This is a genomic window from Acinetobacter sp. FB (assembly GCF_056033405.1).
The window spans coordinates 1,439,385-1,453,424 of sequence record NZ_CM148502.1; the positions used below are offsets into that span (position 1 = coordinate 1,439,385).

Sequence of the window (14,040 nt, forward strand, 5' to 3'; positions counted from 1 at the left end):
ATGAAATATCTTCACAATAATTTATATAAAATGTGTTCTTATTTTTATATAGGGGTTTCTGCTAGTTTGCTTGCAGTAAGCACTTCTGTATTTGCTGAGTCTGCATCTGAGCAAATTATTGTTGGAGAGCAATCTAGTTCTTTGGTACAAGATGTCAATCAACAGAAGCCTTATAATCCTAAAGATAAGCAAGTTGCGGCATTACAAACACGTCTGATACCTTATTTAAAACCATCAGAAAATATTGCATATTATCAAGCGATAAAAGCCTTATCGTGGTTAAGTTACGCTGCTCACGAAGGAAGTGAAAAGAGTCCAAGTTCTGCGAGAATTGAAGCGCTGCAACAAGCAAAAATTATTATTGAAGCATTAGAACAAGGGCAAATTGAAAAATTTACGCTGACAACAGCCATTCTTTCTGAATCAAGTGTCATGCGCAGAGACCTTTGGGCAAATGCTGAATTATTAAAGAAAACGGAAGGTTTCTCATGTGCTCAGGCTGAGATTGCTCAAGCAGAAGTGATGTTGGTTTGGGCAGCAGCAGAACATTGTGAACTTGGATGGCGACACTCAAGAGAACTGTTTCTATCCGCTCAAAGTTTAATTGATCAATCAAATCTCAAAGCATCTGCGTGTAAGTCTGCAACAGCATTAGAATTACCTAAAATTAATTATCCATCTTTACAAGAATTGAATGGTGATGCTAAAGGTTGTCATGGAGTTAAAGGCAAGTGGCCAATTTGGTCGCCTGAACAGAAAGTTATCGCTGAACCACCAGTAGCTAAAGTTCCATCAAATGTACCAAATGTAGTTCACTTCGCCTTAGATCAATCAAACTTGTCAAAAGAATCGATTGATGTGTTAAATCAAGTTGTAACGTTCTTAAAAGATAATCCAACCTACACCTTGACTCTGTACGGTTTTACTGATGCTCGTGCAAGCGAACAATATAATTTAAAACTTTCGATGAGACGAGCACAGAGTGTACTTGCATACCTTCAACAACAAGGGATTCATTTAGATCGAGTTGCAGTTGAGGCAAAAGGTAAAAATCAAACAATTAACGATGAAAATCAGAAATTTGGTCATGCATTAAGTCGTAGAGTCGAATTAGTCTATGTTGATCCAGAAGGTAAAGAGGTATCAACTTTCAAGCAACGTCAGGATCTTCAAGTAGAAAAATAACTCTCTATTGAACAATGAAAGTACGTTAAAAAGAGCTATAAAGCTCTTTTTTAACGTTCAGCTTTAGCTAGTTCTGCATCAATATAGCTAATAATCATCGTGCTTAGACCTTTGACCATTTCATCGAAACTAATTTGTGGGTTAGGCAAAATGAGATGTCGTGCCACATTAAAAATACTACTATTGATACTGATATAGGCTGTAACACTCAAATTGCTCACTTTCAAATATTTAGGGTGGCGCATCATGTATTTCATCAGAACTTCCATCAATGCCATTTCAATTTGTCCAATATAGCGTTCATATTTAAGTTCAGTTGCATATCGTAGACAGATGAGATAGCGATCATTATCACGGGTAAGTAAGTCACGGAAAGTATAGAAAATCATTTCAAATAACGGTTCTAACTCCATTTCGACAATAATAGGTGTCAGTTCTTTAACCATGTCTAGAACTTCTTTGACAAATGATTTTGCCATTGCATCATAGATTTCTTCTTTATTTTTAAAATATTCGTATAAAGAGCCGACGCTGACGCCTGCAATATCGGCGATGTGACGTGTTGTGGTTCCACTCGTACCATTTGTTGCAACAGTGATAAAGCCTGCTTCAATAATCGTATCTACTGTTACTTTTGATCGAGTTTGACGTGGTTTTCGAGTAGCCATAAATATTGTTATATAAATCCGAACATAATGTCAGATTAGCATGCTCCACATGGAAGTAAAAGATAACCCTACATAATCCGAACAAATAAAATTACATACTTCTAAATATCAAGTTATGTAGTGTAATAAAAATAATAGTTTCTTTTATATCAATAAAAAACATAGATGACTTAAAGTGTCCTGAATGAAATAAATAATTGATATATATTATATTATTTTTATTTTAGTCCATTTGATTTTTAAATTTCAAATAAAAATGTCTAACTTTTTGTGTTGATCATTACCTTATTAAATTGATTGTTTTACCCGAATTGAATCCGAACATAAGATCGGTTTACATTGTTTCTAGTAGGAAATTAGGTTCACAAAAATCTCCCGAATGTTTTTTCGTAACTCAAAGAATATGTAGCTATACGAAAAGAGATGAACCTGATTCAAAGAATGTAAAGGGCAAGTGACGCTCAAGTGAAGTAGGTAGGTGTAGCCATGATTAGCAACACATTAAAGAAAGGTTTAAGTTTATTTAAATCTAACCCGATAACTGAGCAAATTGATTTTGCAAGTAAAAAAAGTATTCCGATTCGACATTTGGCAATTGGGTTTGAAGGCAAACAAGTCGATTTATCATTTTATATGAACAATCAATTCGCGACCATTTTCTTTGCTACGCTATCTGTATTTTTGACCTATGGTGAAGACTTAGTGATTGAAACTGCACGTCACCATCGTGATTTATTAAAAGATCCTATTTTAAGACAGCGTGTGACGTCATTGATTGGTCAGGAGGCGATTCACTCAAAACTTCATAATGAGTTTAACGATGCAATTGTTGAGCTTGGCTATCCAGTGAGACTTTATCGTTTCTTGGGCGAGCAATTTTTTGATCATATTTTCTTAAAATTTCCACAACCATTAAAACTTTCTTTAATGGCAGGGATTGAGCATTTTACGGCTGTATTAGCTGAATACATGATGGCACATGAGCAAAACTTCTATTTCTCTGATGACGCTAAAACACGTGCGCTTTGGATGTGGCATATGTTAGAGGAGTCTGAGCATAAAGATGTCGCTTACGATGTTTATCAAACATTAAATGGTAATTATGCACTTCGGGTTTCTGGCTTCTTCCTCGCGTATTTTACCATTCTTGGTTTAATTCCATTTGCGACAACATTTGTTCCTGTATTGCGTAAGCCTCAAGAGATGTTGACTGCAAAATTCTGGAAAGATGCAAAGCGTGGAGTCAAACTCGTTTTTAGTCCTAAAGATGGCGTTTTTGGTAGCACACAAAGCCGTATTTTTGATTATCTACGCACTGATTTTCATCCTAATGACCATGATGCATCTGCGTATTTTAAATATTACGAAAAGAAATTATTGTCTGAAGGTGGTGCATTACATCCTTTCTTTGTTAAGGAATTTACACCTAAAGTTCAAGCTGCTTAATTTTGTTGGATAACTGATTGGTGCACAGCACAATAGTGATGATATGAGTTGGCAAAAAAGCTCAGATTCTTATGAGCGATTTGGTTCTTGTTGCCCATATTTTGCTCGTGCACTATGCAAACAAGTTTTTCAGGAAATATCAATTTCAAAATTTTCTGAGATAAAAAAGAGTTTTCATTGAACTTAAGTGTTTAACAGTTGAAGTGTTAAATGTTGTAGAAATAATTTTATAAACAACTTTATCGTTTTAATTGCTATGTAACTCTTTGATTTTATTTACTCTCGTCATGGGGATCACGTTATGGTCGCTCAAGTTATTCGAAGTGTCTTTTCAGACAAACTAAGTACTAAATATCAGGGAATTATTCAGAACTTTGCGAATAAATCACCGATTCCTATTCGTCATTTTGATTTTAAATTTAACCCGTATGAGTTAGATGAAAAATTTTTCTTAAACAAAGAATTGGCTACATCTTATTTTCATGCTTTATCAATTTTTCTAACTTTTGGTGAAGATGTCGTAATTGAAACAGCGCGTCATCACCGTGACTTTATTCATGATCCAATTTTGAAGCAAAGACTCACTTCTTTGATTGGGCAGGAAGCGATTCATTCAAAAATTCATAATCAGTTCAATGATGAAGTTTTGAAAGAGAATGGTTATCCCGTTGAGCTGCTACGTGCAATTGCCGCAAAAGTTTTTGATTATGGTATCTACAAATTACCACAGTCATTACAACTGTCATTGATGGCAGGAATTGAACATTACACGGCAGTCCTTGCTGAATTTATGATGCAGCATGAAGACTATTTACTTGGCTCACAGGATGAAAGACAACGTGCTATGTGGATGTGGCACATGTTGGAAGAGTCTGAGCATAAAGATATTGCCTATGACGTATTCCTTGAATTATCGGGGGATTATTGGCTCAGAATTACGGGTTTTCTTTTAGCTAGTTTGACAATTTTAGGTGGTGTATCACTTGGTGGTTATTTGATGCCATTCTTACGTAAGCCAAGCAATTTGGTCAATCCACGGTATATGAAAGATGTATTAGAAAGTACCGCATTATTGTTTGGTAGTGAGCGTGGCGTGTTTGGTAGTAGCTTTATGCATATCTTGGAATACTTACGTCCAAGCTTTCATCCAAATGACCACGATACTACTGCGTATATGGCGTATTACAAAGAGCGGTTACTTAATCCTGAAACGGGATTATTGTCACCATATTTCCTTAAAGAATTTGTACCACCTGTACGTGCAACTCACGCATAACTTGGGCCAAGTAAATACGAAATTACTGGAAAAACAAATATGAAATTATTTGGTAAAAAGGTCAAACCGAGCCAAAAAGCATTTGCTGTGGTGACTGGTGCGGGAAGTGGAATTGGTCGTAGTTTTGCACTTGAATTGGCAAAGCGGGGCGGCACAATTGTGTGTTCAGACATCAATCTTGATGCTGCAAAAGAAACAGTAGCTTTAGTAGAGGCGCTAGGTACAAAAGCCTTTGCCGTGCAATGTGATGTTGCGAAAGAAGAGCAGGTTAATCAATTGGCTGAGCAAGCTGAACAATTGATGCAGAGCCCTGTCACTTTGGTAATTAATAATGCAGGTATTGGTCTTGGTGGTAAGTTCGATGAAATGTCATCAGAAGACTGGAAATGGTGTATGGATATCAACCTATGGGGGGTGATCTATGGTTGTCGTGCTTTTGTACCAAAGTTCAAACAATTAGGTCATGGTGCAATCATTAATGTTGCTTCAGCAGCATCCTTTACCGCAGCACCAGAGATGACTGTTTATAATGTTTCTAAAGCGGGTGTACGTGCATTATCTGAAACTCTGTCAGCAGAACTTAGAAAGTCGAATATTAAGGTCAATGTACTTTGCCCAACATTGGTTCCGACCAATATCATCAAAAATGGCAAAGTACCACATAAGGGCCTTTTAGATTATGCCTTGACCAATCTTGCATTCACGACCAGTGATAAAGTCGCAAAGTTGACATTGGACCGTTTAGACAAAGGTGAGCTTTATACCATCCCACAAATTGATGCCAAATTATTCTGGTTGATGAAACGTACTGCACCAAATTTATATGCAAAATTTTTGGGCACATCGTACCGATTAATGAAGTAAACCCCATCGGGTAAAAGATTTTGATGACTGAAATAAGATTAAAGATACATTTATTTCAGAGCAATAGATGAAAGGATATTTAAATGACAGCTCAAGCAAAAAAATTAAATTCTGCTGACAAAAAAGCATTACCTCCACATATTTACGATACCTTTATCGTAGGGGCAGGTATTTCAGGTATTGCAACTGCAATTCGTCTTGATCAAGTGGGTTATACCAACTACAAGATCATTGAAAAAGCGACGCGTGTCGGCGGCACATGGCGTGAAAATACTTATCCTGGTTGTGGTTGTGATGTTCCATCAGCATTATATTCATACTCATTTGCGCCAAGCGCTAAATGGAGTCATTTATTTGCTCGTCAGCCTGAGATCTTAAGTTATTTAGAAGAAGTTAGCGAAAAATTCAATGTAAGTTCGAAAATTGAATTCGGTACTGAACTCATAAATGCTGCTTGGGATAAAGAGCGTAATTTATGGGTGATTGATACAAATAAAGGTCAATTCCTTTCTAAAACGGTTATTTTTGCGACGGGTCCAATCACTGAAGCTCAGATTCCAAAACTTGAAGGTTTAGAAACTTTTAAAGGCGAAATGTTCCATTCAGCAAAATGGAATCACGATTACGATCTTACAGGTAAGCGTATTGCTGTCATTGGTACAGGCGCTTCGGCGATTCAGTTTGTACCGCAGATTCAGCCTTTAGCAAAAGAGTTATATGTATATCAACGTACAGCACCTTGGGTTGTTCCAAAACCTGATACTGACTTAGGTGAGGTCAGTAAAGCATTGATTGAAAAATTCCCATTTATCCAAAAAGCTTGGCGTAAAACGGTAGCACAATCACTTAATGCGATTAATTTTGGTTTACGTAATCCAGCGGTATTAAAGCCTGTTGGTGAGTTAGCGAAACTGATTTTACGTTTCCAAATTGAAGATGCTGAATTACGTAAAAATGTAACCCCTAACTTTACGATTGGCTGTAAGCGTTTATTGTTCGCTAACAACTATTATCCAGCATTACAACAAGCTAATACTAAACTGATTCCACATGGTTTGGTCAAAGTGGAAGGCAACACAGTTGTATCTGCAAATGGTGAGCGTCAAGAGGTCGATGTGATTATTTGGGGTACTGGTTTTGAAGTTTCACATCCACCTATTGGTAAGCGTGTTTCAAACGAGAAAGGTGAATGTCTGAATGATTTATGGAAAAGTAGTTCTCCAGAAGCATATTTAGGTACAAGTATTGAAAATGTACCGAATGCCTTTTTAATTTTGGGTCCGAACGTATTAGTTTATGACTCATTCATTGGTTTAGCTGAAGCGCAATTGGACTATATTGTGGATGGTTTGCTTAAGATCAAAGAAAAAGGTATTAGCAAGCTAAATATCAAACCAGAAGTAATCAAAAAGCATAATGATTTGGTGCAGCAACATTTGAAAACGACAGTATTCAATGCGGGTGGCTGTAAGAGTTATTATTTAGATGCAAATGGTCGTAACTTTGCAGCTTGGCCATGGTCATTGAAGAAGTTAAAACAGCGTTTAAAACGTATGGATTTGAACGATTATCAAGTAACTTATCAAACTGAAAAAACAAACTAATCATTAGATAAGTGATAAAAGGGCAGTAAATTTTATCTAAGGATAGAATTTACTGCTTATTTTTTGCATGATAGAAATAAATTAGGAAAGAAATATGAAAGAAGGACAATCTAGCCGAACGGCGGAAGCAGCAGCAGCATTGCGCGCTAATCACTTTCAAAATGCTGAAAATCCAGTATTTTCTGATCCTTTTGCCTTTGAATTAACGAGTAAAGGCTGGAAAAAATTATTAACAATGCCTCTGACCGTAAAAGTGATGAATTCCTCTATATGTAATCGAACGCTTGGTTTATTAACGGGTCAAGTGGTAGGTCGATCACGTTATGCAGAGGATTTATTGCATCAGGCAATGAAAGCTGGTATCCAACAATATGTATTGGTTGGGGCTGGATTAGATTCTTTTACACTTAGACAAGCAAAAAAATATCCTCATTTAAAAATTTTTGAAGTTGATCACCCTGACACTCAAGCAGAGAAACAAAAAAAGTTGACTCAGTTCGATCAAGTTCCAACCAATGTTGAGTTTGTTGCAATAGATTTTGAACAAGAGTCTATTGCTGAAGCATTAGCCAAGAGTAACTTTCAAGTAGAACAACCAGCCTTCTTTTCTTGGTTAGGTACAACCCATTATCTTGAACCGCAAACGACACTCCATACTTTAAAAAGTATTAGCAGTATTGCTGCTGCAAAAAGTGAAGTAGTTATGGATTATTCAATTGATTATCGTGAATTATCTGGAGTAGAACGTTTTGGAAGTATGTTCGTTTCCCAATTCACACGTTTTTTAAAAGAACCCTTAAAAGGACAATTTAGACCTAAAGCGTTACATCAAGCTGTAAATCAAATGGGCTATCAAGTGGCTGAAGATCTGTCTGGAGATGGTTTAAGCGAACGATATTTTAAAAATCGGGCAGATCATATTCGTCATACCATAGCGACACATATGTTGCATTTACGTTTAAAGGTATAAGTTGGCATCTCAAACTGCTTTAGCATCTTTGCTAAAGCAGAGTTAGGTTATTGAAATTTTAATTCTATTTTGTATTTTTACGAATCTTAATATCAGAATTTAAGCTTAAACATTATTAGGCTATAAGTATTCTTTAATTTTATCTACCTTATATGACTGATTCAGGCGAAAACATGATGAGTTCGGGATAATGCAAGTAGAGCAAAAGCATTAAGATTTCTTTGTTTTCTATACAAAGAGATCGAAATGTATAAATCTATTGTACAACTCATGTTATCTATAATCTGTTTAGGTACTGTATTGACACATGCTGATGAGTTTCAATTAAAAAGTAATGATATTGAGCATGGCGTATTTATGAGAAATACGTTTGAATTCCAAGGTTTTGGTTGTTCAGGTGGAAATAAATCACCCCAGTTATCATGGACTGGTGCTCCAATAGCAACTAAAGCTTTTGCAATCATGGCTTATGATCCTGATGCGCCAACTGGCAGTGGTTGGTGGCATTGGCAGGTGGTGAATATTCCTGCTGAAGTGACTTCAATTACATCAGGTAATGGCTTGTTAGACTATAAAGGTATCATTAATATAACTAATGATTATGGTCAGAAAGGATTTGGTGGAGCGTGTCCACCTCAAGGTCATGGCGCTCATCGTTACCAATTCACTATATATGCGCTTTCAAAGAAACTAGAATTACCAGCGGATGCTTCTGGTGCTTTAACAGGTTATATGGTCAAAGCCAATGCATTAGCATCAAGTACGATTGAAGCTTTGTATAAAAGATAAAATATATCCAAAGCATGGGCCATTGGAAATATGGCTCTTATTGGCTATTTGATAATTTAATGCGAATAGGAATAATCAGCTTTGCAGAATGAGATAAGTAAATAGGATTAGTCGTTTAATATTATTTAGAATAATGGAAGTTGGTTTATGGTATTCATAAGGTTTGATGTCAATGTTGAATAAACTCATAGATATTGCTAAAAACTCCATTAAGCATCATGCCAATTTACCTTTTTCAGTTTATTCATCATATAGAGAACAGACAATTACGAATGTTCCGATTATAAAGCCTTTACTTATTTTTATATTAAGCGGTAAAAAACAACTGGGTAAGCATGGTGTGATCGAATGCCTTTCAGGCAATTTTGTATTCTTATCAAATAGTCCTAGAATCGATATGCGTAATATTCCGATTCGACAAGAATATTTTGCGGTAATTATTGATTTTGAATATGAAGATTTTTTAGAGCTGCCTAAAAGTCTTACGCCATATAAGAAATATGTTCAAGGTGAGATTAATCCAATACTTGCTCGTGCTTTGTACCAATTTATGGAATTTGCATCAATTGCACCGACTGAAGTGATGAAATTCAGGAAAAAAGAAATCCTTGAGATTCTCTATCATTCTGGCTATACCGATATTTGCAATATTGTTGAGCCTCCAAGCGTAAGTGAGAAGGTACAGTCGATGATCTCAGAGAGTCTTTCTAATGATTGGCCTGTAGAGTTAATTGCTTCTAATTTATTTATGAGTACTTCAACTTTAAGGCGTAGGCTTAAAAGTGAGGGAAATAATATTCAAGATATTCGAAATCAGGTACGGCTAGGATATGGTTTGCACTTATTACAAACCACGCAATTACATATTGGCAATATTGCTGAACAATGTGGTTATCAATCTCAGTCTCGATTTACGGATCAGTTCAAACTGCTGTTTGGCATGACACCAAGAGAACTTCGTAAAACAAAAAATATGTAATTTAAAATCATTTATTCAAGTATAGCTATGCGTTAATCGAGAGTTATAAGCTGTTAAATTCGATAAAATATGTGATTTTGTAATCACTTCGAATATATTACTCAATTATCGGATCATAAAAATCAGCATTAGGTTTATATATGCATATTGATTTAAACAGCGACTTAGGCGAAAGCTATGGTGCTTGGAAAATGGGAAATGATGAGCAGATTCTTGCGATTGTGAGTAGTGCCAATATTGCATGTGGTTTTCATGCAGGCGATCCTGTCAATATGTTAAATACCTTAAAACAAGCTGCTGATCAAAATGTCAGTGTGGGAGCGCATGTCTCATATCCAGATCGGGTTGGTTTTGGTCGCCGTAATATGGATGTATCTTATGATGAATTATACGCAGACGTGCTTTATCAAATCTCAGCGCTGCAAGGGTTGGCTCAAGTCGCAGGAACGAAAGTAACTTATGTTAAACCACATGGTGCCTTATATAACACCATTGCCACCAATTTAACTCAAGCTCAAGCAGTGATTGATGCAATACAGCATTCAGATAAAAAATTAGTGTTAGTTGCATTGGCGGGTTCACCATTAATTAATTTTGCTCGTAAGCAGGAACTTGGCGTTATTTCTGAAGCGTTTGCTGATCGTGCTTATCATCGTAATGGTGAACTAGTTTCACGCCGTTTAGAAGGTGCTGTTTTACATGATGCTGAAGTTGTGGCTCAGCGTGTACTGAATATGGTTTTGAAGGGTGGTATTGAGTCGATTGAGGGTGACTTCACTACAATTCAGGCAGATACCATTTGTTTGCATGGTGATACCTTTGGGGCAGTACAAATGGCAGAAAAGATTCGCCAAGTATTGTTAGAAAATCAAATTGAAGTTCGTGCTTTTAGTCTTTGAATGAGTTTTAAACAGTTTAAAAGAGCCGTTTTATGCGATTTTTATCCGTTAATTTAGATTGTTTTTTGATTGAGCTTGAAAGTTTAGAAGAAACAATGGCGGTTCATTACTGCTTAAAACAAGCACAGCATCCTCATATAAAAGAACTTATTCCTGCTGCACGTAGCATACTGATTTATTTTGATTCATTATTGGTCGAGATGCATACACTGATTCGATGGATTTCAAGCCAAAAAATCAGTCAGGATACTTTGCGTCAAGGGAAGGAAATCGTTATCGGTGTGCGCTATAACGGTATTGATTTAAATAATGTTGCTGAATATTTAGGAATAAGTACTGAACAAGTCATTCAGAAACATACCAACTCTTATTGGCAAGTTGCATTTATTGGCTTTGCTCCCGGCTTTGCTTATCTAACCAATCCTGAGCAAGTATTTGGGAGTATTCCACGCTTAGCATCACCACGTAAAAAAGTTAGTGCAGGGGCAGTAGGTTTAGCAGGCGAATATAGCGGTATTTATCCTCAAGATAGTCCGGGTGGATGGCAGTTGATTGGACAGACTGATGAGATATTGTGGGATATTCATCGACAACAGCCAGCTTTATTAATGCCGAGCGATCATGTCATCTTCAAGGATGATAGTCATAATCCAACCCAAATTAGTGTGCCTGCTCAGACATTTTCTCAAGAAAAATTGATTGAAAAACCTGCTGTGTTACGCGTTAAAAATGTTGGCTTACAAGTATTAATCCAAGATGAAGGGCGTAAAAATTTAGCTGAGCTAGGTGTGGGGCGGGCAGGAGCTATGGATCAAAAGGCATTTCGTCAGGCAAACTTAATTGTTGGTAATCCAAAGAATGCAGCCGTCATAGAAGTTTTAAATGGTGGAGTGCGATTACAAGTTTTGGAACCGACGGTTATGGCTGTGACAGGTGCTGAAACGGAAGTCTGGGTGAGTTATATTGGCGCGGATAAAGTTAAAGTGGCTTTGTATCAGCCGATTGCTTTAGATTATGGTGATGAAATTTATATTGCTGTACCTACCGCAGGCATTCGTAATTATATTGCGCTACGTGGTGGTATCGCCGTTGAGCAAGTACTAAAAAGTGCCAGTTATGACTCTTTGGCAGAATTGGGTACAAAACCAATTCAAGTGTGTGATGAGATTCACTCTGCCCAATTAAAAACGCAGCCTGTCAGCTTAAATCTAATACCGATTAAATTACCTAAACAAGGTGAGACGATTACCGTTGATGTTGTATTAGGGCCGCGTATGGATTGGTTTGCCGCTGAAAGTGTGGATCTATTGCTTAAGCAAAGTTGGTTAGTCAGTACAGAGAGTAATCGAATTGGATTGAAATTGGTTGGTGATCAGCCTTTACAGCGGCAGTTCAATCAAGAGTTACCGAGTGAGGGATGTTGTACAGGTGCTTTGCAAATTCCACCCAACGGTCAACCCGTATTATTTATGAATGATCACCCCATTACAGGTGGCTATCCTGTGATTGCTGCGGTTGCATCATATCATTTGGATTTGATCGCACAGATTCCTACGGGTTGTTATATCCAATTTCGTAAAATTTTAGATTTCATGGACATCAAAGAACATGCATAACAAACATAAGCTATTGATTGCGAATCGTGGAGAAATTGCTGTACGCATTATTCACGCATGTAAAGATATGGATATTACATCAGTGGCGATTTATGCAGATGATGATATTGCCAGTTTGCATGTTCAACTTGCAGACGAAGCTTGGGCATTATCAGGACAAACAGCACAGCAAACTTATTTAGATATCAATAAAATTATTGATATTGCGTATAAGGCCCAAGTGACCATGATTCATCCTGGTTATGGTTTTTTATCAGAACGTGCCGAATTTGCCCAAGCTGTGATGGATGCGGGACTAATTTGGGTTGGACCATCTCCTGAAACTATCCATAAACTTGGTGACAAAATACAAGCGCGTAAGATTGCACAGTCGGTAAATGCACCTTTGGTTCATGGTACTGAACAACCACTTCAATCAGCTCAAGAAGCCTTAGATTTTGCTAAACAATATGGTCTGCCGATTGCGATTAAAGCTGCTTATGGCGGTGGTGGACGTGGTTTGAAAGTTGCTTGGCAATTGAACGAAGTCGCCGATTTATATGAATCGGCTGTGCGAGAAGCATTAGCAGCTTTTGGTCGAGGGGAGTGTTTTGTTGAACAATATCTAGATAAGCCTCGGCATTTGGAAGCACAAATTATTGCTGATCAACAGGGACATATTGTCGTCGTAGGAACGAGAGATTGTTCTTTACAACGCCGTAATCAAAAGCTAGTCGAGGAAGCACCTGCGCCATTTATCAATGAGCATATTGAAGTTCAGTTAGTGCAGTCTGCTATTGCAATTTGTCGCGCTGCTGATTATATCGGAGCGGGTACAGTCGAGTATTTACTTAGCCAAAATGGTCAACTTTCATTCTTAGAGGTTAATACACGTCTACAAGTCGAGCACACAGTTACTGAGCAAACTACGGGTCTAGACTTAGTTGTCGAACAAATTCGAATTGCTTTAGGTCAACCACTTTCGATTCAAGAAATGCCAAAACCATTAGGACATGCAATTGAGTTCCGAATTAATGCGGAAGATCCAGCACGTGGTTTCATTCCAGCATTTGGCAAGCTTACTCGTTTTCATCCACCATCAGGAATTGGTATTCGTCTTGATACGGGAGTGATGACTGGAAGTGTTGTTTCAAGTCATTTTGATTCTTTAATTGCGAAATTAATTGTGACTGGTGCAACTCGCAAGATTGCAATTCAACGGGCTAAAAGGGCGCTTGCCCATTTTGAAATAGAGGGCATTGCTTCAGTATTGCCATTTCATCGTGCGATCTTGTCAGATGCCGACTTTATTGACGAATTTAAAGTACATACACGTTGGATTGAGCAAGATAGTCGCCATGATTATCCTCACTATTCACGTAGTAAACTGAGCAATCAAGCTGAATTACAGCGGTATCCAATTGAAATAGATGGAAAGTTGTATCAGATTGGCTTACCAAATGGATTTTTTAGTTTGGTCGGGACACAACCACCAAATCAGCAACCAAATGATTCTGATCATAACCCAAGTAGTAATAGTGTCTTAGCACCGATTAGTGGTGTAATCACCGTATGGAAAGTTCAAGAAAATGATTATGTAAACCAAGGTGAGGCAATTGCAATTATGGAAGCAATGAAAATGGAAGTCCCTGTTATTGCTCCGCAAACGGGGAAAATTAAAAAGTTGATAGAAATTAATCAGACTGTTGAAACGGATTCAAAAATTGCTGAGATAAATTAGAGCTCTTATATTTAAGGCAGCTAA

General features: G+C 37.2%; 12 protein-coding genes. 11 read left to right on the top strand and 1 reads right to left on the bottom strand.

Going from position 1 to position 14,040, the window contains the following annotated elements:
- Positions 1 to 1,185, top strand: coding sequence for an OmpA family protein (locus tag AC0JIQ_RS06605; protein WP_474203038.1), 1,185 nt, complete (start codon positions 1 to 3; stop codon positions 1,183 to 1,185).
- A gap of 50 nt (positions 1,186 to 1,235) precedes the next feature.
- Here the strand turns inward: AC0JIQ_RS06605 and AC0JIQ_RS06610 are convergent, their stop codons facing one another.
- A complete protein-coding gene (locus AC0JIQ_RS06610; protein ID WP_474203039.1) occupies positions 1,236 to 1,853 on the bottom strand; it encodes a TetR/AcrR family transcriptional regulator in 618 nt (205 codons plus the stop codon).
- Positions 1,854 to 2,339: 486 nt separating this feature from the next.
- Here AC0JIQ_RS06610 and AC0JIQ_RS06615 point away from each other — a divergent pair, with 486 nt between their 5' ends.
- The 10 genes from AC0JIQ_RS06615 (at position 2,340) to AC0JIQ_RS06660 (ending at position 14,016) form a co-directional block, all read left to right on the top strand.
- Positions 2,340 to 3,299, top strand: coding sequence for a metal-dependent hydrolase (locus tag AC0JIQ_RS06615; protein ID WP_474203040.1), 960 nt, complete (start codon positions 2,340 to 2,342; stop codon positions 3,297 to 3,299).
- 301 nt (positions 3,300 to 3,600) lie between these two features.
- The gene (locus AC0JIQ_RS06620) at positions 3,601 to 4,575 is read left to right on the top strand and encodes a metal-dependent hydrolase (protein WP_474203041.1); all 975 of its coding nucleotides are present in this window, start codon (positions 3,601 to 3,603) and stop codon (positions 4,573 to 4,575) included.
- Between the two features lie 39 nt (positions 4,576 to 4,614).
- The gene (locus AC0JIQ_RS06625) at positions 4,615 to 5,439 is read left to right on the top strand and encodes an SDR family NAD(P)-dependent oxidoreductase (protein ID WP_474203042.1); all 825 of its coding nucleotides are present in this window, start codon (positions 4,615 to 4,617) and stop codon (positions 5,437 to 5,439) included.
- An 83-nt stretch (positions 5,440 to 5,522) separates the two neighbouring features.
- Positions 5,523 to 7,043: a flavin-containing monooxygenase gene (locus AC0JIQ_RS06630; RefSeq protein WP_474203043.1), complete on the top strand. Its 1,521-nt coding sequence runs from the start codon at positions 5,523 to 5,525 to the stop codon at positions 7,041 to 7,043.
- A gap of 94 nt (positions 7,044 to 7,137) precedes the next feature.
- On the top strand, positions 7,138 to 8,013 hold the full coding sequence (locus tag AC0JIQ_RS06635; protein ID WP_474203044.1) for a class I SAM-dependent methyltransferase: 876 nt from the start codon (positions 7,138 to 7,140) through the stop codon (positions 8,011 to 8,013).
- A 246-nt stretch (positions 8,014 to 8,259) separates the two neighbouring features.
- Entirely contained in the window at positions 8,260 to 8,802 is a 543-nt protein-coding gene (locus AC0JIQ_RS06640) for a YbhB/YbcL family Raf kinase inhibitor-like protein (protein WP_474203045.1), read from the top strand.
- A gap of 172 nt (positions 8,803 to 8,974) precedes the next feature.
- Positions 8,975 to 9,781, top strand: coding sequence for a helix-turn-helix transcriptional regulator (locus tag AC0JIQ_RS06645; protein ID WP_474203046.1), 807 nt, complete (start codon positions 8,975 to 8,977; stop codon positions 9,779 to 9,781).
- A gap of 140 nt (positions 9,782 to 9,921) precedes the next feature.
- Positions 9,922 to 10,680 (top strand): LamB/YcsF family protein, encoded by a 759-nt coding sequence (locus tag AC0JIQ_RS06650; protein WP_474203047.1) that lies wholly within the window; start codon positions 9,922 to 9,924, stop codon positions 10,678 to 10,680.
- Between the two features lie 32 nt (positions 10,681 to 10,712).
- Positions 10,713 to 12,296, top strand: coding sequence for a 5-oxoprolinase subunit B/C family protein (locus AC0JIQ_RS06655; RefSeq protein ID WP_474203048.1), 1,584 nt, complete (start codon positions 10,713 to 10,715; stop codon positions 12,294 to 12,296).
- Complete coding sequence (locus AC0JIQ_RS06660; protein WP_474203049.1) at positions 12,289 to 14,016, top strand: acetyl/propionyl/methylcrotonyl-CoA carboxylase subunit alpha; 1,728 nt, start codon at positions 12,289 to 12,291, stop codon at positions 14,014 to 14,016. Before AC0JIQ_RS06655 ends, AC0JIQ_RS06660 begins: the two co-directional genes overlap by 8 nt.
- Positions 14,017 to 14,040 lie beyond the last annotated feature (24 nt).